Here is a 25,674-nt window from a genome sequence, read left to right on the forward strand (position 1 = left end):
AATTTATATATCTACCTATTTTGCCCTAAAAATGATGATTAGATAAGAGCGAACAATAATGAGCACGATACAGAGCGCACTGGCTGGCATGATCGTCCTATGCAGTATGGCTTTCTCAGGATGTAGCAAGGACAGCGCTGCAGCAGAACAGGAAGTTCCATTTGTCATGGTGACCACACCGAAAACTTCACATCAGGAATTGAAAAGCTATGCCGGTGATGTCCAGGCACGTCAGCAAACAGCACTGGCGTTCCGGGTAGGCGGGCAGGTCACCCAGCGTTTTGTCGATGTGGGCGATCAGGTAAAAGTGGGGCAGGTCTTGGCGACCCTAGATGTGAAAGATGCTCAACTTCAATTAAATGCAGCACGTGCCCAGCTGGAAAGTGCTCAATCGGCCAGTAAAATTGCTCAGGATGAATTACAGCGTTTCAAGCAGCTGTTACCCACCAATGCCGTGAGCCGTTCGCAATATGATGCGATTGAAAACCAATACAAGGCAGCCGCGTCAAATCTGAAACAGGCCCAGTCTAATTATGATACGGCTAAAAATCAGACTGCTTATAACCAGCTCATTGCCAATAAAAGTGGGGTAATTACTGCACGTAATATCGAAATTGGTCAGGTCGTTGCAGCAGGGCAGGCGGCCTTTGAACTGGCGATAGCCGGTGAGCGTGAAGTCGTGATTGGGGTTCCTGAACAGGCGATTTCCGAAATTAAAACCGGTCAGCCGGCCTGGGTCACGTTATGGTCCAAACCGAATGAAAAATTCGCCGCCTTTGTTCGTGAGATTTCACCTGCAGCAGATCAATCGCGTACCTTCCGGGTGAAAGTGGCTTTACGCGAAGGTAATAGCCAGATCCAGCTCGGTCAGAGTGCCCGGGTGTTCTTCCAGAACAGTCAGGACAATATCCTTAGCGTTCCTTTATCCAGCGTTTCAGCGACCGATCAGCAGGCCTATGTGATGGTAGTCAAGCCGGATCATACCATCCGCAAAGTGCCGGTTCAGCTGGGTGCTTATGGCCGTGATTCTGTACCAGTTCTCAGTGGGTTAAAGGCTGATGATTATGTGGTGATTGGTGGGGTGCATCTGCTGCGTGACCAGCAAAAAATCAATCCGATTGACCGTGAAAACCGTAGTGTGAAAATTCAGGCAGGGAGTTAAATATGAACTTTAACCTGTCTGAATGGGCCTTAAAGAATAAAGGTCTGGTACTGTATTTCATGATCCTGCTCGGTTTGGTGGGCATCGTATCCTATTCCAAACTGTCACAAAGTGAGGATCCGCCGTTTACCTTTAAGGTGATGGTAATCCAGACCTACTGGCCGGGTGCCAGTGCTAAAGAAATGTCCTTACAGGTCACCGACCGGATTGAAAAAGAGTTGATGACTACCGGACAGTATGACCGGATCATGGCCTATTCCCGTCCGGGGGAATCCATGGTGACTTTTATTGCCAAGGATTCTTTGGCTTCCAAGGATGTCGCAGATGTCTGGTATAACGTTCGTAAGAAAATCAATGATATTCGCCATGAATTACCGCAAGGCGTACAAGGTCCATTCTTCAATGATGAGTTTGGCGATACCTTTGGCAACATCTATGTCATCAAGGGTAATGACTTCGATTATGCCACGCTTAAAGAATATGCCGACCGTTTGCAATTGCAGCTACAGCGGGTCAAGGATGTCGCCAAAGTTGAACTGATTGGACTCCAAGACCAGAAAATCTGGATCGAAATCTCCAACACCAAAGCTACCCAGCTCGGTATTCCGGTCACTGCCATTCAGCAGGCACTGCAGCAGCAAAATGCCATGACTCAGGCGGGCTTTTTTGAAACCGGTTCTGACCGGATTCAGGTACGGGTGAGTGGTGCGCTGAATAATGTCGAAGAACTGCAGCAGCTACCTTTACTGGTGAATGGCAAGACCATCCAGCTTGGCGATGTGGCGGAGGTTTATCGCGGCTTTACTGATCCAGCACAACCGCGTATGCGCTTTATGGGCGAAAATGGCATCGGTATTGCCGTATCGATGCGTAAAGGCGGCGACATCATTGCCTTGGGTAAAAATCTGGAACAGGAATTTGCCCGGTTGCAGAAAACTTTGCCTCTGGGGATGGATCTGCAAAAAGTATCCGACCAGCCAGTGGCGGTGAAACGCAGTATTAATGAATTTATGAAAGTTCTGGCCGAGGCCGTGATTATTGTTCTCTTGGTCAGTTTTTTCTCACTCGGTTTCCGTACCGGTCTGGTGGTGGCCTTCTCGATTCCACTGGTACTGGCGATGACCTTTGCCGGGATGCAATTATTTGATGTTGGCCTGCATAAAATTTCTCTGGGCGCCCTGATTCTGGCACTTGGCCTTCTGGTGGATGACGCAATCATTGCCATTGAAATGATGGCAATCAAAATGGAGCAGGGCTTTAGCCGCTTACAGGCGGCCGGTCATGCCTGGCGGACGACTGCTTTTCCAATGCTGACCGGAACCCTGATTACTGCTGCCGGTTTCCTGCCGATTGCGACAGCAGCGTCGAGTACCGGGGAATATACCCGCTCGATTTTCCAGGTGGTGACGCTGGCACTGTTGGTGTCCTGGGTTGCCGCAGTGCTGTTTGTGCCTTATCTGGGTGACAAACTCCTGCCAGATTTCAATAAGGATCTGGTGCAGAGAGCGCCATGGTATCAACGTCTCTGGGCGCGTTTACGCAAACGCCCTGAACCGGAGCCGCTGGTACATCATGCGGGTGAACATCATGATCCTTATCAAACCAAGTTCTATCAAAGCTTTCGCCATTGGGTGAATATCTGTGTCACCTACCGTAAAACGGTCATTGCGGCGACTGTCGGGATTTTTGTGCTATCCATTTTGATGTTTAATCTGGTGCCTAAACAATTCTTCCCGCCATCGAACCGTGCCGAAATTCTGGTGGATCTGAAACTGGAAGAGGGCGCTTCATTAAAAGCGACTGAAGCGGCAGTGAAAAAAGTTGAAAACTTCCTGTCTAAACAAGAGGGGATTGATAATTATGTGGTCTATGTCGGTACCGGTTCACCGCGTTTTTATTTACCTCTAGATCAGCAATTGCCGCAAGCCAGCTTTGCCCAGTTTGTGGTCTTGGCTTCATCACTTGAAGACCGCAATGAAATCCGTAAATCCTTAAGCGACCAGATTCGGGTGCTGTTACCAGAAGCCCGTACCCGGGTATCTCTATTGGAAAATGGCCCACCCGTCGGCTATCCATTACAGTTCCGAGTATCGGGTGAAGACCTGGGATTAGTCCGTCAATGGGCACAGAAAGTTGCAGCAACGGTCGGAGATAATCCGAATACTACTAATGTGCATCTGGACTGGGGCGAGCCAAGTAAAGTGATTAAACTGGATATCGATCAGGACCGCGCCCGTCAGCTTGGCGTGAGCAGTAGCGATTTGGCCAATTTCCTGAATAGTTCAATTTCTGGAACTGCGATTGATCAATACCGTGAAAAACGTGAACTGATTGAAATCCGTTTACGGGGTGATCAGGCTGAACGTGTCGATGTCGGTTCACTGAGTAGTCTGGCAGTACCGACTACGAATGGGAGTTCAGTTCCTCTGGCCCAGATTGCCAAGATCGAATACAGCTTTGAAGAAGGCCTGATCTGGCATCGGAACCGCTTGCCGACCATTACGGTACGGGCTGATATCCGGACGCAACTGCAACCGGCAACCGTGGTGAATGAGTTGAAAGATCAACTTGAGCGGCTCAGATCAGAAATGCCAAGTGGCTATCTGATTGAAGTAGGCGGGACAGTCGAAGAATCTGCGCGAGGGCAGAATTCAGTGAATGCGGGTATGCCATTGTTCCTGGCAGTGGTGATGACTTTGCTGATGATTCAGCTCCGAAGTATCTCACGTGCCTTCATTGTCTTCCTGACAGCGCCATTGGGTATTATTGGCGTGGTCTTATTCCTGTTAATTTTCAATAAACCTTTTGGCTTTGTGGCCATGCTGGGCACGATTGCTTTGTCAGGAATGATCATGCGTAACTCGTTGATTCTCATTGACCAGATTGAACAGGATATTCAGGCAGGTGAATCGCAATGGAATGCCATTATCAATGCCACAGTGCGCCGTTGCCGTCCGATTGTCCTGACTGCACTGGCTGCCGTTCTGGCCATGATTCCTTTATCCAGAAGCATTTTCTTCGGACCAATGGCGGTTGCCATTATGGGAGGATTGATCGTTGCAACGCTGTTAACGCTGTTTTTCCTGCCAGCCTTATATGCACAATGGTTTAAAGTGAAAAAAAGTTTAAATTCTGTTTAAATTTGTCATAATTTCAGGTGCGAAATATTGAAAATTTCAATATAGTAGTGCCTGATTTTTTAATAATTCAAAAAAGACATACTGCTGCGGAACTTGCTTGTGCTGGGCCGCACACTAAGGTTGACTAAACATGACTCAAGACACACTCACCAAGATGCGACGCTCCGTGGCGATGGCTTATGTCTTCATGTTTTTTGCTTTGTTTACAGTGGTGAGCGGCATATTCGCCTACTGGTATGCACGTAAGGTGACCCAGATTGATTATGCCGAAGTCTGGTTACAGGCACAGGCACTCTGGATCATGCGTAATATTGTAATTTATTCAGTACTCGCGATTTTTGCAGCGCTCTGGTTCATTCCATTATTTTTCTTCGCCTGGGATAGCCAGCTTTGGGTGAAAGCCTGCACAGTCGCAGGTGTAGTATTCAGCTTTATTGCCATTATTTTCCTCATTAATGCCTGGTTCAAAGGCATCTTCAAATTTTCTCAAAACAAAGCCGTATTCTAAGCTTTCAATTTTTTTTCAGAATTCCCCTTGTAAAGCTGGGTTTAACCCCAATTTTAGACCACAGTCAATATTAAATAGAATTCCGTGAGGAGCATCGCCAGACATGGCTAAACGTGATTATTATGAGGTTTTGGGCGTCTCTAAAACCGCTAGTGATGATGAAATTAAAAAAGCCTACCGTAAGTTGGCGATGAAATATCATCCAGACCGTAACCCGGACAATCCTGAAGCTGAAGAGAAATTTAAAGAGGCTTCAGAAGCGTATGAAGTTCTGTCAGACAGCGAGAAACGCAGCATGTACGACCGCATGGGCCATCAAGCCTTTGAAGGTGGTATGGGTGGTGGTGCTGGCGGCTTCGGTGGTTTCAGTGCGGAAGATATTTCAGCCAGTTTGGGGATATTTTCGGTGGAGCCTTTGGTGGGGGTGGCCGTGGCCAGCAACGTCAACGCCGTGGTTCAGACTTACGCTATGTGATGGAATTGACCCTTGAAGAAGCAGTCAAAGGCGTTAAGAAAACCATTACCTTTACTGCACCGGCACCATGTGATGCCTGTGATGGTAAAGGTTCTAAAAATCCGAACGATGTTGAAACCTGTCCAACCTGTCATGGTGCCGGCCAGGTACGTATGCAGCAAGGTTTCTTCTCGGTACAGCAAACCTGTAGTACCTGTCGTGGCCAGGGCAAGATCATCAAGAATCCATGTAATAAATGTCATGGTTCAGGTGTATCTGACCGTCAGCAAACTTTGGAAGTTACTATTCCAGCCGGTGTGGACAATGGCGACCGCGTACGTTTGACTGGTAAAGGTGAAGCGATTCGTGATGGCCAATCAGGTGATCTATACGTTGAAGTCGTGGTACGTGAACACGAAATCTTCCAGCGTGACGGTGCAGATCTGTATATGGATGTGCCAATTTCAATTGCGGATGCAGCTTTGGGTAAAGAAGTTCAGATTCCGACATTAGATGGTCGTGTCAGCCTGAAAATTCCTGAAGGTACGCAAACCGGTAAACTGTTCCGCCTACGTGGTAAGGGCGTGAAACCAGTACGTTCAACCATGCAAGGTGATCTGCTTTGCCGTGTTGTTGTAGAAACACCAGTGAACCTGACTGCACGTCAACGTGAACTGTTGAAAGAGTTGCAAGCGACCATGGAAGATGAGAGCAGCCAGTCTTCTCCAAAGAAAAAATCTTTCTTTGATCGGTTGTTTGACTGATCTGGATAGATAAAAAAGGACGCTCAGGCGTCCTTTTTTATAGCTTAAATTCGGAAAAGACGTATAAGTTCATTATTAGATAGAAATAATGAGAAAATTATTCTTTTAATGATATTGGCTTTTTAAGAAGGATTTATACCCCTCACGCAGAGAAATATAAATCCTGTCATATTATTGAGCTTCAGTTGCTTGAGCTTCTGATGCTGGAGCTTCGCTTGCAGGTGCTTCAGCAGCTTGAACTTCAGACGCAGCTGTTTCAGTTGCAGCAGGAGCTGTTTGTGCTACTTCTTCAGCAGCAAAAGTTTGTGATGCAGCAATTAACGCTATCCCGGCAAAAGTTAATTGAACTAATTTCATATAAATTTCCTTGTATTAAAAATAGTGTACTACTCAGTACACTTGGCAAAAATGTTGACATAAAATGTAGATATTGATGTTTTTTTGTGTGTACTTATGTTTGATAATGTAATTTAATGGGCTCTAGACTAGCAGATTTACACTTAATTTTACCTAATGAGGTTCCACAGCTCAGTTGCTAACTCATTAGGTTCCCTCATCCAACGCCATTCAGTTTCTTTAAGATGATAATCAAAGTACTCTTTTGATATACCGTTAAACTTTGCTAGCCTTCTTTTACAAAAGCTCCAAAATGATTCTATTCCATTTATATGACATTCTCCTCTAGCAAACTCATTTGCTCCGTGATTTACCCTAAAATGCTTTGAATAACCCACATCAACAAGACCATTATAGCCACGCCATCCGTCACTATAAATCACACTCTCAAGTGAAACTTTACCAATGATAACCTCTTGTAAAGTCTTCATTTTACAGTCAGGTACGATTTCAGTATAGACGCGCCCATTACGTTCGAATATTCCAAATACTGGCTGTTTTAGAGTCCCACGACCACGCTTTAACTTTCCATGAAACCCACGTTGCCTTTTCGCTCCAAAATAGCTTTCATCTACTTCTATTGAACCAACAAACTTAGCTCTTAAATCTGTTTGATGATCATAGATAGTTTCTCTAAAAAGCATGTACCAATAGTTAATCGTATTACGATTTAAATTGAGTAATAAGGCTGTTTTGGAAGCAGGAATATCAACACAAAAGCATTGAATAATTTTTTTAATCTTGTAGTGACTTAATTTACTGTTTTCTATCATGATTCTAGACTAACATAATCATTTTGCTAGTCTAGAGCCTTCAATTATTTAAAATTAAAATTTAATTCTTATTAACTAGAATTCTTCTTTAAATAAGTTTATCTCTGACTAACCATTTAATCATTATTCCTCTAATGGAATTATTTTTCTTTTTACTCGTCCATAAACTATTGTTTATATGGACTGCATATCAAAATCCCTCATGACCTTCTTTAATTCTTTTCATTGATTTTTATGCGATCAATCTTAGTGTTATGAGCGAGTTTTGCTATAGTAAGAGCAATTTCGAATCAACATCAGGACTATATTATGTCAGCGACACCACGCATTGGGATTTTAGGTGCAGGCGGCCGTATGGGACGCATCCTTATTCAGGCGGTGAAAGAAGCCGGTTACCAATTGGCAGCAGCTGTTGAGCGCCCTGAAAGCTCATTGATTGGCGCAGATGCCGGTGAACTGGCTGGTGTAGGGAGCCTGGGTGTAAAGGTTGTCGGCCATCTTGAAGAAGTAGTTAAAGACTGTGACGTAGTGATCGACTTTACTGCGCCTGCTGCGACGGTGAATCATCTTAAAATCTGCCGTGAAAATGGCGTTGCGATCGTGATTGGTACTACTGGTATGAATGACGAACAAAAAGCTTATCTGGATGAATCTGCAAAAGAAACTCCAGTGGTCTATGCAGCGAATTATTCGGTTGGTGTGAACGTTTCGATCAAACTGCTAGAACTTGCCTCTAAAGTCTTTGGTGATACGGTCGATATTGAAGTGATCGAAGCGCATCACCGTCATAAAGTGGATGCGCCATCAGGTACAGCTTTAATGATGGGTGAGGCAATTGCCGGTGCTTTGGGCCGTGATCTGAAAAAAGATGCGGTGTATCACCGTGAAGGACATACGGGTCCACGTGAACGTAAAAGCATTGGTTTTCAGACCATTCGTGGCGGTGATATCGTTGGTGAACATACTGCAATGTTTATTGGCGAAGGCGAGCGTGTTGAAATTACGCATAAAGCCACCAACCGTATGAACTTTGCAGCGGGTGCCGTACGTGCCGCAGCTTGGGTTGTTGGTCGTGATGCGCGTAAATATGACATGAAAGACGTACTTGGTTTTAACGATATTCAAGTATAAATTTTCGTCAAAATCCTATATAAAAATAACTTAAAACTAAAATAAGATGACAATGGAATGAAAAAATTAATATTAATGGCGTGTGCTGTAGCCTTTACCGCTACAGCACAGTCGACCTCTGTGCAGAATGCCAAGCTCAGCATTAATAAAAATAATATTAAAGTCTGGACCTATCAGGATGAGCGGAATCCCGTTTTTCTCTATAAAGCCGAAACCACCTACAATGTCCCGATTGAGAATGCCGTTTCTCTGATTCTGGATGTCGACTATGCGGTGAAATGGGTGCCTTATATGGGTAGTATCAAGATGCTGTCGCGTGATGATAAAAAAGGCGATTTCACCTTGTATATGGTGCTGGATTTTCCATTCCCTTTAAAAGACCGTGATCTGATTGTGCAGGGCAAAATGATCAAGGATGCCAATGGACAGATTACGATCAAGAATAAAGCGATTCAGACTGGGTATGCCCTAAATCCGAATTATGTACGTTTGACTGATTATCAGGGAGACTGGACTTTCCAGAAACTGGCCAATAACAAGGTCAAGGTATCGACTTATGGCTATGCCAATCCTGAAGGTTCGATTCCTTTAACCTTTGTGAATATGTTTGTGCAGCAGCAGCCTTATCAGATGCTGCAAAAGATGAAAACCGAACTGGCTAAACCTGTGGCAACGCCTGTGTTACCTGAAGCTTTACGCTAAATAGCCAATAAAAAAAGTCCGCATCAGGCGGACTTTTTTGTGAAGGAAATTTTAAGAGCATTGCTGCGTAGTCATATCTTGCTGTGGAGCCAGTTTCATTTGAATCACGACCAGAAGCAAAGCAACAGCACTGAGCCCAGCACCGGTAAATGAGACAGCACTATAGCTAAGTCCTAGATTTAGCACACTGGCACCCGCAATTGCCCCCAAAGCATTACCGAGGTTAAAAGCACCAATATTTACTGAAGAGGCCAGTCCAGGCGCATCATAAGCCACGGACATGACTCGCATCTGTAAAGGCGGAACTACAGCAAAGGCAGCAGCACCCCAGATGATTAATGCCAGACCTGCGCCAAGAGCTGTGCTTGCCAGAATCGGGAAAAGCAGCATCATCAGCATAAGCAAGATTAAAAAGCCGATCAGGGTTTTATTTAAGGATAAATCTGCAAACTTGCCACCTAGATGATTACCAATCGAGAAACCTACCCCGATCAACACCAGCATCAAAGTAATCAATGCAGGGGAAGCCTGAGTAAAACTTTGCAGACTCGGGGCAATATAAGTGTATAGGGCAAACATGGCCCCCGCACTCATCACGGTAGTCAATAAAGCTAAAACAACAGGCAGGCGGGTCAGGACTTGCAGCTCCTGCCTTACATCCGGTTTCTGACTGCTTTGGCCTTCTGGTAAGGCTTTCCATAGGGAGAACATGGTCAGCACACCAAGCAGGGAAATACCCAGAAAAGCCATACGCCAGCCGATATGTTGTCCTATCCAGGTTGCCAGTGGCACCCCGCCAATATTGGCAATGGTCAGGCCCATAAACATCATGGCTACAGCGCTGGCCTGTTTATCTTTCGGAACGACACTGGCCGCGACAACCGAACCAATCCCGAAGAAAGCACCATGGTTCAGGCTGGTAATGATGCGTGCCCCCATCAGCCCCAGATAATTAGGCGCTAATGTCGCCAGAATATTACCAATCGTAAAAATCGCCATCAGTAAAATGAGAGACTTACGTTTGGAACAACGGCTTAACCAGAGGGTCATTAGTGGTGCACCCAACATTACCCCTAAGGCATAGGCACTGATCAGCATCCCGGCACGAGGAATCGAAATCTCTAGATCACGGGCGATTTCTGGCAGAAAACCCATTGGAGAAAATTCAGTGGTACCAATTGCAAAGGCACCAACCGCCAGTGCAAGCAAAGGAAAATTAACTTTCATGGTTTCTGTTTAATCCCAGATAGGCGCAAGCTGGTCCGGATCAACCTCGCGGCCATTGCGCTCCAGGGTGCTGATCAAAGCCATTTCTTCTTGAGACAGTTGTATCTCCTGCGCTGCCAGATTGGCAAGTAGATGTTCACGTTTGGTTGAAGAAGGAATCACCGCAAAGCCTTTTTGTAAGGCCCAAGCCAGTGCAATTTGTGCAGTCGAAGCCTGATGCTGGGCAGCAATTCCTTGCAGGACAGGATCATTCAGCACTTTGCCATAAGCTAGTGTCATATAAGAGGTGACATCAATATTCTGTGCTTGTAGGAAATTCACCAGACGCTGATTTTGTAAATAAGGACTGAGTTCAATCTGGTTAGTGGCGATATGCTCCAGACCAATCGTATCAATGGCTTGTTGGGTCAGCTCAATATTGAAATTGGACACACCGATATGCTCAGTCAGACCTTGCTGTTTGGCTTCTAATAAAGTCTGCATCAGCTCAGGAATTTGAACGCCTAAGCGAGGTGCAGGCCAGTGAATGAGCGTCAGATTGACTGCATCGGTACGCAGTTTATGCAGACTCTCTTTGAGACTTGGAATTAATTTGTCTGGTGCGTAATGATCTGTCCAGATTTTGGTGGTAATAAACAGCTCGTTACGATTGACCTGACTTTCTGCAATGGCCTGACCTACTTCCGCTTCATTGGCATAAATCTGTGCGGTATCTACGGCGCGATAACCGACTTCCAGTGCTGTTTTGACTGAATTAATGACGGTCTGTCCAGACAGGCGAAAGGTACCGACACCAAATTGAGGAACAATATTCATAGCTTTAATCTTTAAGTATTTTCGATGTTGAGTATTTTGTGCTTTTTATTGTTGCGAAAAAATAGCTGAATTTGCAAAATATTATTGACCGAAAATCAATAAAAGAGTGACAAATGAAATCGACGATTGAAGAATTACAGGCTTTTGTCACTATTGTGGATAGTGGTTCTATTGTCATGGCGGCAGAGCGTTTGGGACAAACCACTTCGGGTGTCAGTCGGGCATTGCAACGTTTGGAAAATAAGTTAAATGTTACTCTTTTAGAAAGAACCACACGTAAGCTGAAACTGACTCAAGAAGGCCAGCTATTTCTAGAAAAGGCGCGCAAAATTCTTAATGATCTGGCAGAAGCTGAAGATGCTTTGCTGAAATCAGATAGTGATACGTCAGGATTGATTCGGGTTGATTCAGCGACACCTTTTGTGCTGCATGTAATCGTGCCGCTAATTCAGGAATTTATGCAGCGCTATCCCCAGATTGAAATTGAACTAAATAATCATGATCAGGTGATTGATCTGCTGGAACATAAAACCGATGTCGCGATCCGCTTTGGAGAACTGCATGATTCCAGCCTGCATGCCAGATTATTATGCCGCAGCCGTTTGTATATTGTGGCCAGCCCTGAATATTTACAGCAAAAGGGCAGACCGCAATCAGTGGCAGATTTATCGGAGCACACTTTGCTGGGATTTAGTCAGCCTACGCATTTGAACACCTGGCCGATTCGGCTGGATGGCGAACCTATCATTGTAAAGCCAAAGATTAGAGCACCCAATGGGGAAACGGTTCGTCAATTGGCTTTATATGGGGTGGGTATTACTTGTCTGTCACGCTTTCTGGTCGAGGACGATTTGCAGGCGGGTCGTTTAGAGGCGCTATTTGAAGAGCAGATTGAGCTAGATTATCAAAAAATTCATGCGGTCTATTACCGTCAGGAGCATTTGCCTAAACGGGTACATCTATTTATTGAATTTCTGGCTCAGAAGCTGGCTAAATATTTATAAACCAATTATTTGCAAATACAGCCATAAAAAATCTGCCCTAACATGAGGCTAGGGCAGATCTATATTTACTGATAATTAGTACAAATTAGAAATCGGCTTTCAGTACGATCCGGTAACGGGCTTTGCCTGAGTGCAGACGTTCAATCGCAGCATTAATTTCCGACATGGGGAATAGCTCAATTTGTGGTGCAATATTTTTACGTGCCGCAAATTTTAATAATTGACGTAAAGCTGCTGGTGAACCTGTCGGCGAGCCAGTCACTGATTTAGCACCACCAATCAGTGAACCTGCAGAAATTTGCATGGGTTCCAGTGGTAAGCCCAGCATATGTACCGTACCATTTGGCGCTAGTGTTGATAAATAAGCTTGCCAGTCCAATGTGACATTGACGGTGCTCATTAATAGGTCAAATTTACCACGGAGCATTTTAATCGCTGCTGGGTCACGACTATTCACTACATGGTCTGCACCCATGGCTTTCAGCTCATCGGTTTTATCCAGATTTGAAGTAAAGGCGGTAATTTCACAACCCCACGCTTTCAACAGCTTGATCGCCATATGTCCCAAACCGCCAATACCAATGACACCGACGTGGTGAATGGCCTGAATCTGATGTTTTAGAATCGGGTCAAATACAGTAATCCCGCCACAGAGCAGGGGGCCAGCACTTTCTGGGTCGAGATCCTCAGGTAAGGGAATTGCCCATTGCCAGCCAGCACGGACTTTATCTGCAAAACCGCCTGCATGACCGACGATGGTTGCAACCTGACCACCGGTACACAGCACTTGCTGGCCTGAAATACAAGGATCGCAATGTTGGCAGCTTTCCGCAGTCCAGCCAATACCGACACGTTGACCTACTTTTAGGCCTTTGGATTCAGAACCCAGTTGCGTAATGGTGCCGATGACTTCATGTCCGGCCACCACAGGATAGACCGAAGATCCCCAGTCATTATTGAGTACTGAAATATCAGAATGGCATAGGCCGCAGTATTCAACTTTCACTTCGACCTGATGCGGCTGAAGTTCACCTGCATCAAATTGATAAGGTTCCAGAGCAGCACCGGCAGACATTGCGGCATAGGCTTGAATAGTATTAGTGGACATAGATTCAGCTCTTATTTGAATGGGAGGATATTGTTTTAAAGTGACAGTGATTTTCATGGTCATCGACCATGCCGACTGCTTGCATAAAGGCATAACAGATCGTAGGACCGACAAACTTAAAGCCTGCTTTTTTTAAGGCTTTGGACATGTTCTGGCTTTCAATGGTTTGTGCCGGCGCCTGGCGATAATCTGCCACATCATTATTCAATCGGGGCTGCTGGGCAAAGGACCACAACCATGTGACCACATCAATTTCTTGAGATTTAAGCTGTTGCCAGGCCCGGGCATTATCACGAATCGCAGTTAGTTTACCGATATGCCGAATTAGACTAGCATCTTGCAGTTTTGCGGTGAGTTGCTCATCTGTAAAAGAAGCAATCGTTTCAATCGAATATTGAAAGAAATGTTTGCGATAAGATTCACGTTTTCTGAGTACGGTAATCCAGGCTAAACCGGCCTGTTGGCCTTCCAGACACAGCATTTCAAACAGGCGTTTTTCATCATGCAGCGCCTGTCCCCATTCCTGATCATGGTAAGCAGTATACAGAGAATCATCAGAGCACCAGCCACAGCGTTGGATCGTCAAGGGATGCTCCTTTTTTGATTATCTTATAACTTAAATGTCGTCCACTGATCTTGCTGATTATCCCAGTAGGAAAGTTCTGCCTGCTGCAGATCGCTGAACTGGATCCACATATCCTTACCACTTTTATCGGCATAACCAGTACTGATCAGAAGCGCCTCTTCGGTAATTTCCATGATCCAGCCCTGATAGGTCTGGCCATTGAGCACGATTTTCTGTTGATTGCCTGATTCAGCAAATTCGACCAGACGGTTGATCAACGCTTCTGACATGTAAACTTCCTAAAATTAACGTAAATATGGATAAGGGTTAACAACACCACGGCCCTTACCATTTAAATAGAGACCATAATGCAGATGTGGCGCAGTATGCCGGGCATTGCCAGTATTACCGACATAACCAATGACATCGCCCTTTTTGACATAGTCACCAACTTTCAGGCCACGCTTATGACCATCCAGATGTGCATAATAATGCCAGGCACCACCTGGACCCAGAATCCAGACTACTTTACCACCCAAATTGTTATTCCGTAAATCCGCGATCAGACCAGGCGTCGCACTACGAACCTTGGTTCCACGTGGAGCCAGAATATCAATGCCCTCATGCAAACGGCCACTACTACGCGAAGCTCCCCAAGTATCTTTCAATTCACGAGCCTGAACCCGATCTACCGGAATCGGCAGAGAAGAGGGCATACGCATATGATTCAGTTTTTTGATCAGTGCCGGATTAAGTTGAACCGCAGAAGGATGTTTCGGTGCGCTACTACACGCCACCAGAAATAACATCACCAAAGAAAGCCCGACAAACGCAAGAGAATGGCGCAAAATATTTATCCTTAAATGAGGCCAGTATGATTCTTCTTGTTTCAGACTATGTCATAAATTTACGGTAGAAATCAATTTTTTCATGGCGGTTGGAATACCTGCATTGACCGCAGTTTCCGGGTTCATCCAGAAGCCCTGTAACTCAATCGCCAGATGTTCCTGCTGATCTGCATCGACTGCAAAAACCATGGCTTCAAGCTGCCAGGTAAAATGGGTGAAACTGTGGCTGATCTGGATCTTTTGTACGAGATTTTTCAGACCCAGTTGCTGGCACAGTTGTTCAAATGTATGAGTGTCTTCAATAATTGGCAGACACCAAAGCCCGCCCCAAAGACCACTATTAGGACGTTGCTGCCATAGCCATTCATCACCTGACTGGATCAACAGCACTTGAGCTGCTTTGACCGGTACCGGCTTTTTGGCTTTTTTAAAGGGCAATTCATTTTCCAGACCCTGTTGATGTGCCTTGCAATGTTGCTGCATTGGACAATACAGGCATAAAGGCTTTTTCGGAGTACAGACGGTCGCACCGAGATCCATAATCGCCTGGGTATAGTCATGATTCCGTTCAACCGGGCAAAGCTGTTCAGCAAGCTCCCACAAGGCACGTTCATGAACCGGTTTAGACAGATCATCTTCGATCGCAAAAAATCGTGCCAGCACCCGTTTGACATTACCATCCATGATCACGCCGTACTGACGTAAACCCAAAGACATTAAGGCTCCCGCGGTTGAGCGGCCAATGCCGGGCAGGGCGATCCATTCTTCCAGGCTCGTCGGGAAATGACCTTGACTTGCCACAATACTGGCTGCCTTATGCAAATTGCGGGCACGGGCATAATAGCCCAGCCCAGCCCAATAGGGCGCAACCTCATCCCACGAAGCTGTACCTAAGTCCTGTACTGTCGGAAAACGTTGAATAAACCGCTCAAAATATTGCAGCACGGTTTTGACCTGAGTCTGCTGTAGCATGATTTCAGAGACCCAGACCTTATAGGGATCATCAGCCACTTGCCACGGCAAATCATGACGGCCATGCACATCAAACCATTCTAAAAGGGCATCTGAAAATACAAACATGAAGATAGAACAAACTGGAAAACGAGGCCTAGTATAACTGAAGAGACCCAGCTAAAAGATGAAAAGTCTGCTAAAACAGCAAGACTGAAAAAGAGTAAAAATGAATAAATGGAAGGGACAAGTGAACACTTCGAAAAGCATTCACTCGGGAAAAAAATTTAAATTCTTATTCTTCAATGCCCCAGCGTGCATCCAGCTTTAATACCTTGCCTTCATAACGTGGGATAATATGAATGTGTAAATGTTCTGATTTTTCCTGAAATACTTCGCCATCATTAAACCCGACATGAAAACCGGAAGGCTGATAGCGTAATTGCAATTCATTACGAGCCTGTTCAAGTAAGGACATCATGCTCTTACGTTCTTTATCTGTGATTTCAAAAAATGACGCCACATGACGTAATGGAGTAACTACATAATGTCCTTTGGACAGGGAGTTGGGTTCAGGTAACACGACAGCAAAATCATTTTTAGCCAGAATATCGTATTCGTCAAAATTACAGTACGGGCAGTTATTTTCAGTCATGATATTGGCTCCTTTCATTGAATTTATTTTTTTCATGTATGACCCAGCTCGATCATGAGCCGGATCAATTTATCTGTTATTAGGCGAGTTGTCGTGCTAGTAATTCATACATGGCAGCCAAACTTTGTTTCTCTGCTTCAGCATTGTAGCCCAGATCGACACCATTGGCCTTGGCGCGCTCATCCGCCAGCGGGTTACTGAATCCATGCTTGGCATTTTCAAATACAATCACATTATGCTCGACCTTAGCCGCCTGCATTTCTTCTTTAAAGCTGGCGACATCATCCAGGCTCACCATACTGTCCTTTTCGCCATGTAGGACCAGAATTTCTGCCTGTACCTGGCCTTCCTGTGCAGGTGCTTTAGGAGACAGGTTGGCATGGAAAGTAGCCACAGCTTTTAACGGTGCATTTGAGCGAGCCAGATCCAGAGCCACTTTACCACCGTAGCAGAAACCAATCGCAGCCAGTTTTTTCGGATTGACTTCATCCTGTACTGCCAAAGTATCTAAAGCAGCTTTCGCACGGTTCACAATAGTGTCCGGATCTTCAAACGTCTGCATCATCCATTGATAGGCTTGATCAGAATTGGTGGTTACTTTCTTGTCACCATACATATCAATTGCCAGCGCGGCATAACCATGTTCCGCTAGCTCACGGGCACGCTGTTCAGTATAGTCATTGCGGCCCCACCATTCGGGTGCCACGATAACACCGGCTACAGGTGCATCAGTTTCCGGTGCGGCAAAATAACCAATCAAAGTGCTGCCATCCTGAGCAGTATATTGAATTTCGCGGGTCTTGATTGCTGCCATGCTGAAGTCCTCTATTGTTGTTGAATATTTTGATTAAACTATAAAATAGCAAAACTGCTATGAATATACATGAAAACCGCCAACTAATTCGTTTCTCATCAGTACAAAAAAAGAGAGGCAAATTATTTGCCTCTCTTTTTAATTTTTACAATTAAAGGAATTTTTATTTAATAATTTCCAGTAATTCGATATCAAAAATCAGGGTACTATTTGGTTCAATGATATCTCCCGAACCAATCTGTCCATAGGCAAGATCAGCAGGGATAAAGAAGCGGTACTTGGCACCGACTTTCATGAGCTGTAAGCCTTCTGTCCAGCCAGTAATCACTTGGGTGGTACGGAAATCGACTGGCTGCTGGCGGGCAATCGAACTGTCAAAAACGGTACCATCAATCAGGCGACCTTCATAATGGACACGGACATTACTGTTAGCGCTTGGTGATTTCCCTTTACCTTCTTTCAGCACCAGGTATTGCAGACCAGATTTGGTGGTTTTAACGCCGGGCTTTTTGGCATTTTCCTGCAAGAATGCTTTACCAGCTTTGGCATTTTCTTCAGCTTTCTGTTTAAGCACAATCAGTTCTTTGGCATCACTTTGACGTTTATACTGAGTCAGCACTTGGGTCATTTCTTCATCGCTTAAACTGGATTTTTGTCCAGCAGCGGCTGTCTTTAAGCCCTGGCTAAATGCATCTAAATCAAGATCCTTTAAAGTGTCAGCATTACTGCGACCCATCAGATAACCAAAGCTGTAGCCAATCTTCTCAGCTTCACTATTTGTATTATTGATCTCTTTAGCAAAAAGGCTGCCTGAACTGAGCAGCAAAACCATTAAACTGATTTGTATTTTCATTATCAATTCTCAAAAATAAAGGAGAGCTGGTCGCTCTCCCTATTTGTATTATTTTACTTCGATTAATTCCACATCAAAAATCAAAGTGCTATGCGGAGGAATCGTACCAGGAACGCCCTGTTCACCATAACCCAGATTTGACGGAATATATAGAGTTGCCTTACCGCCTTCTTTCATCAGCTGCAGACCTTCAGTCCAGCCTGGAATGACCTGATTCAATGGAAACTCGATCGGTTCACCACGTTCTACTGAACTGTCAAATACAGTGCCATCTACCAGTTTACCGGTGTAATGTACTTTCACAATTGAAGAAGCTTTTGGCTGTTTACCTGTACCTTCTTTGGTGACTTGGTACTGTAAGCCCGAGGCAGTTGTTTTAATGCCTGCTTTTTTCGCATTTTCAGTCAGGAAAGTATCACTTGAAGCTTGAGCCTGTTTTGCGCTATCAAGCTGCTTTTGCTGCATTTCTTTCTGGAACTGCTCATAAGCTGCCTGTAATTCTTCTTCCGTATAGGCAGGTGCAGAACGCGCATGTCCTTCACGTACACCAGTCACAAAACTGTTGATATCTAGCTCAGGAGGAGTCTGATGCGCCACTTCATAACCGAGTGCATAGCTGATTTTAGAGACAGCAGAGGCATCTTTAGATGCTTTTGTAGTTTGAGTAGCAGGGTTTTGAGTTGCATAGTAAACAGGTACTAGCGCGGCACCGCCTAAAAGAACAGCGACGGCAATCGGTAAGGCCTTACTCATGTATTTGTCCAATCTAATGTTATCGTTGAGGTTCAGTCCATCTTAGCAGAAAATTTTAAGAAATCTTGTAGAACGGGTGGTTTTTTAGCAAGTGAATACCTGTGTTTGGTATAGCTTAAAAAAAGAAAAAACCAGCAACGATTGCTGGTTTTTTAGGAGCCATCAGATTAGCTGGTTTTGGCTTTCGGCTTATAACTATACGTATAATCATAGCTATAGCTGCCACCTGCTGAACGCTGGATATCATTCAGGATCAGACCATTGACAGTACTGCCAGCCTGTTTAAAGCGGTTTACTGTAAGTGCCAGTTCCTTCATCTGGGTTTTTGCATAGCGTGCCACAACCAGATTGAGTCCGACATATCGGGATACAATGATCGCATCCGTAACAGCCAGTACCGGTGGAGTATCAATAATAATATGGTCATAGTGTGGAATCAGTTTTTGTAACAATTCCTGGAAGCGTTCTGAATTCAGAAGCTCGGCTGGATTAGTTGCATTTTCACCACAGCTGATGACATTTAAGTTCGGCACATTGGTGGTTTGTACCACTTTATCCAAAGACACGTGTTCATTCAGATATTCAGTTAATCCATACTGGTTATCCAGATTAAAATATTTGTGTATATGACCACGGCGCAGGTCTGCATCAATGATCAGTACACGCTTATTTTTCTCTGCCATGATGACCGCCAGATTGCTGGCAACAAAAGATTTTCCAACTTTTGGTGCTGGACCTGAAATCATCATGATATTGTTTTTGGCCTGAGTCAGAGCAAAGTGGCTCGCTGTACGAATGCTTCTCAAGCTTTCAACTGCCATATCATCACTGTGTTTCAATGCCAATAAGAAAGGCATTTTTTTCTTTTTCAGTAATTTCAGGCCAGGTTTCTGAACAGTCGAATGAGCGATATTGGCATAGACTGGCAGGTCTAACTGATATTCGATCTGACTGCTATCTTTCACACCAGAACGTAGCATGTTACGCAACAACGCCACCAAGATGCCCAGAAAAATACCGAAACAGAAGGTTAAAAATAAAATCAGAGGCTGTTTCTGTTGAATCTGGTCAACTGGTTCAAGTGCGGTATCAATAATATGAACATTACCGCTTTCACCTGCTTTAGCAACACGCAGTTGCTGATAAGAATTTACCAGATTGGTGTACAGTTGCTGTTTCACTTCAACGTCACGAGACAGTTGTAAATATTGGCGTTGAATCTCTGGAATATTTTTAAGTGTTGAATTCAATTCACGAATCTTGCCATTCACTACGCGAAGTTGGGCCGTAATTTCACGCATGGCTGGATGGGCAGCTGCATACTTGGCACCTATTTCCGCCTGTCGCTGTTCAAGTAGGGCTCTTTGTGATTCTAAATTCACGCTCTGATTTAAATATAATTCCGATTCTCTGGTGATATCAACAGTATTATATTTTTGGCGGAAGCGATTGAAGGCAAACTCTGCATCATCAAGCTGTTTTCTTAAATCCGGCAATTGTTCATCCAGGAAAGCCAGTGTTCGTGCAGTGTCTGTCGAACGGCGTGTAATATTATGCTGGCTGTAAACTGCTAAAATCGTATTCAGGACTTTAGTGATGTGCTGTTTATCTTGACCCTGATAGCGAAGTTGCAAAACGCCGCTCAGATCACCTTTTTCTGTAATCGTATAATTGGCAAGAATAGAATCGATCGCTGCAGGCAATGAGAGCTTTTTCACCTGATAACTGTTATCAAGATTATCTTGAGTAAAGATGGTAATTTTCCAGTCGCCCTGTGCAGCTTTAGCCTCAACCGGCTGGTTTAGTGCGCCTTGAAAGACGATTTCTTCAGTCAGTGGATTGATTAAGCTAAAGCTCTGTTGTTGAAATTTCAGCAGCAGATTTTTATCCAGATAGGCTACAGGAACGTCAAACTGACGGATATCAAAACTTTTTTGACCATCCTTAAAGCGTACGGTTTCGGTCTGATATTCAGTTTGAGAAGTTCTGCCTTGAATCAAACGGTTAATAAAAGAGTCTTCAGTGCTGGCAATATGCAGATCCAGATTTAAACGGTCAATTACGGATTCGAGAATCGTACGTGATTTTAAAACCTCAATCTCGGCATTGGATGAAGACATCTGACTCACAATGCTGGACAGACTGCCAAGTAAAGCAGCTGATGAGCCTCTACTTTCTTCGACCTGGACGATTGCATCAACCTTATAGTTAATTGCTGCGGTACGTATGTAAAGCAGCACTACAATCAGGCTGAGCAAACCACATAGCAGGATGAGCTTCCATTGCGCGAGCAGGGAAAAGAACACCCCTTTTAGGTCAATCATATTATCGGTATTGTTATTTTTGTTCATAATTTTACTATCTAAAAGTTTAAAAGTGATTTTTCCAGTCGCTGATGCCATTTTGAATTAACTCAAAAAAAATGCATCAATGACTTGCTGCTTCCTGCGAGAAAGGATCCTCAATATTCTGTTTTTTATCCTCTCTGGGTATGTCGAGTCCGCTAAAGACCAGACATTCTGATTCTGATCAGAATAATGTTGTCTTTCATCTAATCTGTTTCATATCTGGTTTTCGGGCACCATGGAGTTACAGGTGAAGTCCATGGAGGAATTAAAAATAGTGTTTTTATTAGTACTAACAGTCATTATTTAGTTGATCCAGCCTTATAGATTTAATCTGAAAGTACGGATAGATCTTATAAATAAATGTTTATTCACTAATTGATGATTAACATGTCCAAAACAGATTGCTAAAAGATTTTTAATTTTCATACTTTCACCTATCGTATAGCTGAGCCAGCGACATATGAAAATGGAAGAATCTGGCTCACTACGCGTTCCCAGCGTGTCAGACCGGTAGCATCAACATAGACAATATCGTTACTATTCATCTTGAACTGTTTAGCCAGACCAAAATCTCCCAGATTTTTTAAACTTAAGTGATAGATTTCAGTCATCTTGTTGTCAGAATTGCCACGCAAGACATAAATTCGACTCGGATTGGCAGAATATGGATTAATCCCTTCGCTTTCACCCAGTACATCGGCAAGTGTCATGCCCTGGTCACGAATGGGTAATGGTTTATTGGTGCCGGCTTCACCCATGACATAGATTTTCTGGTTTTCCCGAGGACTGATATACAGGGTGTCATTGGGTTGAATCAGTAGCTTATGTAAGGAATACCCCGCTTTTTCCAAAGCAATCGTGTTCAGATCATAGGTCACACCTTGGCGTACGAGCTGGATTGAAGTGGAATCACCTTGCTCATTAATCCCGCCAGCCAGGCCCAGCGCCGTATACACACTTACCGGCTGATCAGTCAGATAAAATTGTCCAGCTGATTTCACGTTACCTACTACTGAATAACGCTGTCCCTGATAGGAAATTACTCTCACGACCACATCCGGGTTATTCAAATAAGGAATCAACAAACGTCGCACTTCCTGATTCACTTGTGGAAGGGTTTTTCCGGCTGCTTTATAACGATTGATGAATGGAAACTGGATATAACCATTCCGGTCAATCTGATAACCATTGTTATTGTCGCTTGCTGTAGGAACGGCACTAATTTCAGGATAAGCCCATAACTGGAAAGATAAAATATCTCCTGGATTTAAGCGGTAATCCTGCACCTCAGTCTGAAATAGTGGAGCATAATGACTGAGATTATGCGTTTGCGCAGACTGTACTACAGGTAATGTATCCTGAGTCAGTTTCACCAGATTGACTGGAGTTCCCAGTTCAGTTTGATAGATTCCTTCTGTCGGTAAATCATACGTTTGAAAGCCAGATGTTGCTGCACATCCAACCAGAGATAGGCTTAAGGTAAAAGTACCTAAAAGGTGTCTATAGTTCACTTGAAACCCCTTTATTTTTATATGTTCAGAATTGGTATTTATTAATAATTATTAATTTTTTTGAATTCGGTTTATGTGATTAACGTCTAAAAAATATAATAGATCACATGCCTTGTCTATAGCTATTCTTAAGTCAATTTAATAAGTCTGAGCTGAAATTTAACTGTAAGATTGACGAAAATAGACGTAAAACCGTGATTAAATAAGCTGTAGAGATATAGTGAATTGCTTAAGATGACATAAGAATATTAATTGTTTCCAATTGTTATTTTTTAAATAAGTACTATTCTATCAATGATAGAAGGGATTAAGTCCTGAAATTAATATAGAAAAGTATTTTCATATAATTTTTATCTAATCTAGAGGTTTTTTAGATCATTGATTTTTCTTAATATTCAATTATATTTTGAGGAATTTTAAGATACTTTATTTTTATATTAATCAAAATAATCTGTTGTTAATTAAAATAATATTTAATTAGTTTAGGTGATTGTTAAATTAATATTAGTGGAAAATTATCTGAAAACTAAAAGCCTATATAAGATGGATTAAGTTTAAAAAAAATTATCCGGATTTGTAAAATGTAACTACATTTGATGATTAGCTGTTCTATGGGTGGTTTGTGTAATAAAATTAATATATCTTATAGACAAATCAATAAAAACAGATATGCCTAGATGGCATTGATACATTAAAAATAATTTGTGAAAAGTAAAATAAAAAATATTAAAGGATAATCAAAATGGTGATGAATATATTGGTAACCGGTGGGGCCGGTTTTATTGGATCTGCCGTCATTCGGCATCTTATCAACGAGACTGAACATCATGTATTAAATGTTGATAAGTTAACTTATGCAGGTAATCTGGAGTCACTTATTTCTGTATCGGATCATCCCCGTTATCAATTTACGCAAACTGATATTTGCGACCATATATCTTTAACCCGATTATTTTTAGAGTTTCAGCCAGATATTGTCATGCATCTGGCTGCAGAATCTCATGTGGATCGTTCGATTGATGGTCCGGCAGAATTTATAAATACAAACATTGTGGGAACTTACACCTTACTAGAAGTAGCTCGAAAGTATTGGCAAAACCTATCTACGATTAAAAAGTCTAGATTCAAGTTCCATCATATTTCAACGGATGAAGTATATGGAGACTTAGAAGGTACAACAGACTTATTTACTGAAACTACGCCTTATTTACCAAGCTCACCTTATTCAGCGAGTAAAGCCAGTTCGGATCATTTGGTTCGGGCCTGGCATAGAACCTATGGTTTGCCAGTCGTAGTCACGAACTGTTCAAATAATTATGGTCCTTATCACTTTCCTGAAAAGTTAATTCCTTTGATGATCTTAAATGCCTTGGATGGTAAGCCATTGCCGGTTTATGGCAATGGTCAACAGATCCGGGACTGGCTTTTCGTAGAAGATCATGCGCGTGCTTTATATCAGGTTGCCACCGAAGGCATCGTGGGGGAAAACTACAATATCGGGGGGCATAATGAAAAACAGAATATCGAGGTAGTTAAAACCATTTGCAAAATTCTGGATGAGCTCAAACCCCGTCCGGAGGGAAAAACTTATGCAAGCCTCATCACTTTTGTTAACGATCGGCCAGGACATGATTTACGTTATGCGATTGATGCTTCAAAAATCGAACGCGAATTAGGTTGGAAGCCCCAAGAGTCCTTTGAAACAGGTATCCGGAAAACGGTGCAATGGTATCTGAATAATCTGGAATGGTGTCAGCGTGTTCAGGATGGTTCTTATCAGCGTGAACGTTTAGGGGAGGCAGTATAATGTTAAGAACAACAAAAGGGATTATCTTGGCAGGTGGCTCAGGCACACGTTTGCATCCTATTACCAAAGGAATTTCGAAGCAGTTACTTCCAATTTATGACAAACCAATGGTTTATTACCCCTTATCTGTATTAATGTTGGCCGGTATTCGTGAAGTCCTAGTGATTAGTACACCAGAAGATATTGAGGGGTTTAAGCGCTTATTAGGGGATGGTTCGCAATTTGGCATGGAGCTGAGTTATGCGATCCAGCCTCGTCCTGATGGTCTGGCACAAGCCTTTATCCTGGGTGAAAAATTTATCGGTCAAAGCAATGTATGTCTGGTACTGGGCGATAATATTTTTTATGGCCAAGGTTTTACTCCGATGTTACGTCAGGCGGCAGCACGACAAAAAGGTGCAACAGTATTTGGCTATCAGGTGAAAGATCCTGAACGCTTTGGTGTCGTGGAGTTCGATGAACAGCAACGGGTAATCTCAATCGAAGAAAAGCCCCAAAATCCAAAATCTAACTTTGCGGTGACGGGTTTATATTTTTATGACAATGATGTTATCCAGATAGCCAAACAGGTCAAACCCTCTGAACGGGGTGAGCTGGAAATTACCTCAATTAACCAGGCCTATCTGGAACGCGGTGACCTAAATGTTGAACTGCTGGGACGTGGATTTGCCTGGTTAGATACAGGTACCCAGGGTAGTTTGCTTGAAGCAGCTCAATTTGTTGAAACCCTCGAAAGACGTCAAGGTTATAAAGTTGCTTGTCTAGAAGAAATCGCTTTAAACAATGGCTGGTTGAGTAAAGAGCAAGTTTTAGCGATTGGCCACACCATGCATAAGAATGGCTACGGTCAATATCTGATTTCTTTGGTGGGGTAATGAGCATGAATTTAATTGAGTGGATTGAGTTACCTAACTTGGGAGATCACCGCGGTAGTCTGGTCGTCGCAGAAGCCTATCGGAATATACCCTTCAGTATACAGCGGTTTTATTATATTGCTGGTGCTCAACCTGATGTTCCACGCGGATTCCATGCACACAAGCAACTTCGACAGATTGCTTTTGGAATTCAAGGGAGCTGTAAAATGCTGATGGATAATGGCAAGGAAAAACAGGAAGTTTTAATCGCTCAATCTAATAAAGGATTATTAATCCCACCTATGGTTTGGCATGAGATGCATGATTTTTCACAAGATTGCATCCTATTGGTACTGGCAAGTGATTACTATGATGAAAGTGATTACATTCGTAATTACGACCAGTTTCTAAAAGAAGTAGATCAGACTTTGATTGAGCAGATCACTAAATAATAAAATTAAAGTTAATTCATTAGAATGAAGGCCTTGCAAAAGAAGAAGCTTCAGAAGATAGAATTAAAAAAATAATAA

The 25,674-nt window shown here is 43.4% G+C and carries 24 protein-coding genes and 1 pseudogene; 10 read left to right on the top strand and 15 right to left on the bottom strand.

Annotation, left to right across the window (positions count from 1 at the left end; all coding sequences use genetic code 11):
- Positions 1-58: 58 nt before the first annotated feature.
- From B4J23_RS12425 to dnaJ, 4 genes and pseudogenes are all read left to right on the top strand, one after another.
- Positions 59-1,162 (top strand): efflux RND transporter periplasmic adaptor subunit, encoded by a 1,104-nt coding sequence (locus tag B4J23_RS12425; protein WP_180031989.1) that lies wholly within the window; start codon positions 59-61, stop codon positions 1,160-1,162.
- 2 nt (positions 1,163-1,164) lie between these two features.
- On the top strand, positions 1,165-4,302 hold the full coding sequence (locus B4J23_RS12430; RefSeq protein ID WP_291361005.1) for an efflux RND transporter permease subunit: 3,138 nt from the start codon (positions 1,165-1,167) through the stop codon (positions 4,300-4,302).
- A 130-nt stretch (positions 4,303-4,432) separates the two neighbouring features.
- Positions 4,433-4,810, top strand: coding sequence for a hypothetical protein (locus B4J23_RS12435; RefSeq protein WP_104426832.1), 378 nt, complete (start codon positions 4,433-4,435; stop codon positions 4,808-4,810).
- Positions 4,811-4,913: 103 nt separating this feature from the next.
- Positions 4,914-6,028 (top strand): annotated as a pseudogene (gene dnaJ / locus B4J23_RS12440) (molecular chaperone DnaJ).
- Between the two features lie 171 nt (positions 6,029-6,199).
- On the opposite strand, the gene B4J23_RS12445 reads toward dnaJ, so the two are convergent.
- Together B4J23_RS12445 and B4J23_RS12450 are read right to left on the bottom strand one after the other, a co-directional pair.
- Positions 6,200-6,385 carry a hypothetical protein gene (locus tag B4J23_RS12445; protein ID WP_005233192.1) on the bottom strand — a complete coding sequence of 62 codons (186 nt, stop codon included), beginning with the start codon at positions 6,383-6,385 and terminating at the stop codon, positions 6,200-6,202.
- A 149-nt stretch (positions 6,386-6,534) separates the two neighbouring features.
- Positions 6,535-7,197, bottom strand: a complete 663-nt coding sequence (locus tag B4J23_RS12450) for an IS1595-like element ISAcra1 family transposase (RefSeq protein WP_004783898.1) — start codon at positions 7,195-7,197, stop codon at positions 6,535-6,537.
- 309 nt (positions 7,198-7,506) lie between these two features.
- Here B4J23_RS12450 and dapB point away from each other — a divergent pair, with 309 nt between their 5' ends.
- The gene (gene dapB, locus B4J23_RS12455) at positions 7,507-8,328 is read left to right on the top strand and encodes a 4-hydroxy-tetrahydrodipicolinate reductase (protein WP_034704877.1); all 822 of its coding nucleotides are present in this window, start codon (positions 7,507-7,509) and stop codon (positions 8,326-8,328) included.
- A gap of 57 nt (positions 8,329-8,385) precedes the next feature.
- Entirely contained in the window at positions 8,386-9,030 is a 645-nt protein-coding gene (locus B4J23_RS12460; protein ID WP_291361011.1) for an START domain-containing protein, read from the top strand.
- 51 nt (positions 9,031-9,081) lie between these two features.
- Here the strand turns inward: B4J23_RS12460 and B4J23_RS12465 are convergent, their stop codons facing one another.
- Together B4J23_RS12465 and dkgB are read right to left on the bottom strand one after the other, a co-directional pair.
- The gene (locus tag B4J23_RS12465) at positions 9,082-10,257 is read right to left on the bottom strand and encodes an MFS transporter (protein ID WP_291361013.1); all 1,176 of its coding nucleotides are present in this window, start codon (positions 10,255-10,257) and stop codon (positions 9,082-9,084) included.
- A 9-nt stretch (positions 10,258-10,266) separates the two neighbouring features.
- Positions 10,267-11,073 carry a 2,5-didehydrogluconate reductase DkgB gene (gene dkgB, locus B4J23_RS12470; protein ID WP_291361015.1) on the bottom strand — a complete coding sequence of 269 codons (807 nt, stop codon included), beginning with the start codon at positions 11,071-11,073 and terminating at the stop codon, positions 10,267-10,269.
- Positions 11,074-11,186: 113 nt separating this feature from the next.
- On the opposite strand from dkgB, the gene B4J23_RS12475 reads away from it, so the two are divergent.
- Positions 11,187-12,077: a LysR family transcriptional regulator gene (locus B4J23_RS12475; RefSeq protein WP_291361017.1), complete on the top strand. Its 891-nt coding sequence runs from the start codon at positions 11,187-11,189 to the stop codon at positions 12,075-12,077.
- Between the two features lie 85 nt (positions 12,078-12,162).
- Here the strand turns inward: B4J23_RS12475 and ahr are convergent, their stop codons facing one another.
- From ahr to B4J23_RS12530, 11 genes are all read right to left on the bottom strand, one after another.
- Positions 12,163-13,185, bottom strand: coding sequence for an NADPH-dependent aldehyde reductase Ahr (gene ahr / locus B4J23_RS12480; RefSeq protein WP_291361019.1), 1,023 nt, complete (start codon positions 13,183-13,185; stop codon positions 12,163-12,165).
- Between the two features lie 4 nt (positions 13,186-13,189).
- On the bottom strand, positions 13,190-13,771 hold the full coding sequence (locus B4J23_RS12485; RefSeq protein WP_291361021.1) for a DNA-3-methyladenine glycosylase I: 582 nt from the start codon (positions 13,769-13,771) through the stop codon (positions 13,190-13,192).
- Positions 13,772-13,794: 23 nt separating this feature from the next.
- A complete protein-coding gene (locus B4J23_RS12490; RefSeq protein WP_004780440.1) occupies positions 13,795-14,040 on the bottom strand; it encodes a hypothetical protein in 246 nt (81 codons plus the stop codon).
- A 15-nt stretch (positions 14,041-14,055) separates the two neighbouring features.
- Positions 14,056-14,559, bottom strand: a complete 504-nt coding sequence (locus tag B4J23_RS12495) for a M23 family metallopeptidase (RefSeq protein ID WP_291361038.1) — start codon at positions 14,557-14,559, stop codon at positions 14,056-14,058.
- A gap of 90 nt (positions 14,560-14,649) precedes the next feature.
- Positions 14,650-15,678 (bottom strand): A/G-specific adenine glycosylase, encoded by a 1,029-nt coding sequence (gene mutY, locus B4J23_RS12500; protein WP_414631575.1) that lies wholly within the window; start codon positions 15,676-15,678, stop codon positions 14,650-14,652.
- A gap of 166 nt (positions 15,679-15,844) precedes the next feature.
- Positions 15,845-16,204, bottom strand: coding sequence for an HIT family protein (locus B4J23_RS12505; RefSeq protein ID WP_005233203.1), 360 nt, complete (start codon positions 16,202-16,204; stop codon positions 15,845-15,847).
- A gap of 79 nt (positions 16,205-16,283) precedes the next feature.
- Entirely contained in the window at positions 16,284-17,018 is a 735-nt protein-coding gene (locus tag B4J23_RS12510; protein ID WP_291361025.1) for a dienelactone hydrolase family protein, read from the bottom strand.
- Positions 17,019-17,181: 163 nt separating this feature from the next.
- Complete coding sequence (locus B4J23_RS12515; RefSeq protein ID WP_291361026.1) at positions 17,182-17,871, bottom strand: FKBP-type peptidyl-prolyl cis-trans isomerase; 690 nt, start codon at positions 17,869-17,871, stop codon at positions 17,182-17,184.
- 48 nt (positions 17,872-17,919) lie between these two features.
- Positions 17,920-18,624 carry an FKBP-type peptidyl-prolyl cis-trans isomerase gene (locus B4J23_RS12520; protein WP_125279709.1) on the bottom strand — a complete coding sequence of 235 codons (705 nt, stop codon included), beginning with the start codon at positions 18,622-18,624 and terminating at the stop codon, positions 17,920-17,922.
- A 167-nt stretch (positions 18,625-18,791) separates the two neighbouring features.
- Positions 18,792-20,975 (bottom strand): polysaccharide biosynthesis tyrosine autokinase, encoded by a 2,184-nt coding sequence (locus B4J23_RS12525; RefSeq protein ID WP_291361029.1) that lies wholly within the window; start codon positions 20,973-20,975, stop codon positions 18,792-18,794.
- Positions 20,976-21,406: 431 nt separating this feature from the next.
- The gene (locus tag B4J23_RS12530; protein ID WP_034170758.1) at positions 21,407-22,483 is read right to left on the bottom strand and encodes a polysaccharide biosynthesis/export family protein; all 1,077 of its coding nucleotides are present in this window, start codon (positions 22,481-22,483) and stop codon (positions 21,407-21,409) included.
- A gap of 748 nt (positions 22,484-23,231) precedes the next feature.
- Here B4J23_RS12530 and rfbB point away from each other — a divergent pair.
- The 3 genes from rfbB to B4J23_RS12545 are packed head-to-tail and all read left to right on the top strand — an operon-like array spanning position 23,232 to position 25,596.
- Positions 23,232-24,290, top strand: coding sequence for a dTDP-glucose 4,6-dehydratase (rfbB, locus tag B4J23_RS12535; RefSeq protein ID WP_291361032.1), 1,059 nt, complete (start codon positions 23,232-23,234; stop codon positions 24,288-24,290).
- Entirely contained in the window at positions 24,290-25,165 is an 876-nt protein-coding gene (gene rfbA, locus B4J23_RS12540; protein WP_104426847.1) for a glucose-1-phosphate thymidylyltransferase RfbA, read from the top strand. The genes rfbB and rfbA overlap by 1 nt, the downstream gene beginning before the upstream one ends.
- Before the next feature lie 5 nt (positions 25,166-25,170).
- A complete protein-coding gene (locus B4J23_RS12545) occupies positions 25,171-25,596 on the top strand; it encodes a sugar 3,4-ketoisomerase (protein WP_291361034.1) in 426 nt (141 codons plus the stop codon).
- Positions 25,597-25,674: the final 78 nt, after the last annotated feature.

It is taken from the genome of Acinetobacter sp. UBA3025 (genome assembly GCF_002367915.1).
GTDB lineage: Bacteria > Pseudomonadota > Gammaproteobacteria > Pseudomonadales > Moraxellaceae > Acinetobacter.

Excerpts from the sequence above, each read along its gene's own strand:
- B4J23_RS12465 (WP_291361013.1), bottom strand. The coding sequence starts at position 10,257 with ATGAAAGTTAATTTTCCTTTGCTTGCACTGGCGGTTGGTGCCTTTGCA.
- ahr (WP_291361019.1), bottom strand. The coding sequence starts at position 13,185 with ATGTCCACTAATACTATTCAAGCCTATGCCGCAATGTCTGCCGGTGCT.
- B4J23_RS12520 (WP_125279709.1), bottom strand. The coding sequence starts at position 18,624 with ATGAGTAAGGCCTTACCGATTGCCGTCGCTGTTCTTTTAGGCGGTGCC.
- mutY (WP_414631575.1), bottom strand. The coding sequence starts at position 15,678 with ATGTTTGTATTTTCAGATGCCCTTTTAGAATGGTTTGATGTGCATGGC.
- B4J23_RS12445 (WP_005233192.1), bottom strand. The coding sequence starts at position 6,385 with ATGAAATTAGTTCAATTAACTTTTGCCGGGATAGCGTTAATTGCTGCA.
- B4J23_RS12515 (WP_291361026.1), bottom strand. The coding sequence starts at position 17,871 with ATGAAAATACAAATCAGTTTAATGGTTTTGCTGCTCAGTTCAGGCAGC.
- B4J23_RS12495 (WP_291361038.1), bottom strand. The coding sequence starts at position 14,559 with ATGTTATTTCTGGTGGCGTGTAGTAGCGCACCGAAACATCCTTCTGCG.
- B4J23_RS12430 (WP_291361005.1), top strand. The coding sequence starts at position 1,165 with ATGAACTTTAACCTGTCTGAATGGGCCTTAAAGAATAAAGGTCTGGTA.
- dapB (WP_034704877.1), top strand. The coding sequence starts at position 7,507 with ATGTCAGCGACACCACGCATTGGGATTTTAGGTGCAGGCGGCCGTATG.
- B4J23_RS12525 (WP_291361029.1), bottom strand. The coding sequence starts at position 20,975 with ATGAACAAAAATAACAATACCGATAATATGATTGACCTAAAAGGGGTG.
- B4J23_RS12460 (WP_291361011.1), top strand. The coding sequence starts at position 8,386 with ATGAAAAAATTAATATTAATGGCGTGTGCTGTAGCCTTTACCGCTACA.
- B4J23_RS12450 (WP_004783898.1), bottom strand. The coding sequence starts at position 7,197 with ATGATAGAAAACAGTAAATTAAGTCACTACAAGATTAAAAAAATTATT.
- rfbB (WP_291361032.1), top strand. The coding sequence starts at position 23,232 with ATGAATATATTGGTAACCGGTGGGGCCGGTTTTATTGGATCTGCCGTC.
- B4J23_RS12490 (WP_004780440.1), bottom strand. The coding sequence starts at position 14,040 with ATGTCAGAAGCGTTGATCAACCGTCTGGTCGAATTTGCTGAATCAGGC.
- B4J23_RS12435 (WP_104426832.1), top strand. The coding sequence starts at position 4,433 with ATGACTCAAGACACACTCACCAAGATGCGACGCTCCGTGGCGATGGCT.
- dkgB (WP_291361015.1), bottom strand. The coding sequence starts at position 11,073 with ATGAATATTGTTCCTCAATTTGGTGTCGGTACCTTTCGCCTGTCTGGA.
- B4J23_RS12505 (WP_005233203.1), bottom strand. The coding sequence starts at position 16,204 with ATGACTGAAAATAACTGCCCGTACTGTAATTTTGACGAATACGATATT.
- B4J23_RS12510 (WP_291361025.1), bottom strand. The coding sequence starts at position 17,018 with ATGGCAGCAATCAAGACCCGCGAAATTCAATATACTGCTCAGGATGGC.
- rfbA (WP_104426847.1), top strand. The coding sequence starts at position 24,290 with ATGTTAAGAACAACAAAAGGGATTATCTTGGCAGGTGGCTCAGGCACA.
- B4J23_RS12425 (WP_180031989.1), top strand. The coding sequence starts at position 59 with ATGAGCACGATACAGAGCGCACTGGCTGGCATGATCGTCCTATGCAGT.
- B4J23_RS12545 (WP_291361034.1), top strand. The coding sequence starts at position 25,171 with ATGAATTTAATTGAGTGGATTGAGTTACCTAACTTGGGAGATCACCGC.
- B4J23_RS12475 (WP_291361017.1), top strand. The coding sequence starts at position 11,187 with ATGAAATCGACGATTGAAGAATTACAGGCTTTTGTCACTATTGTGGAT.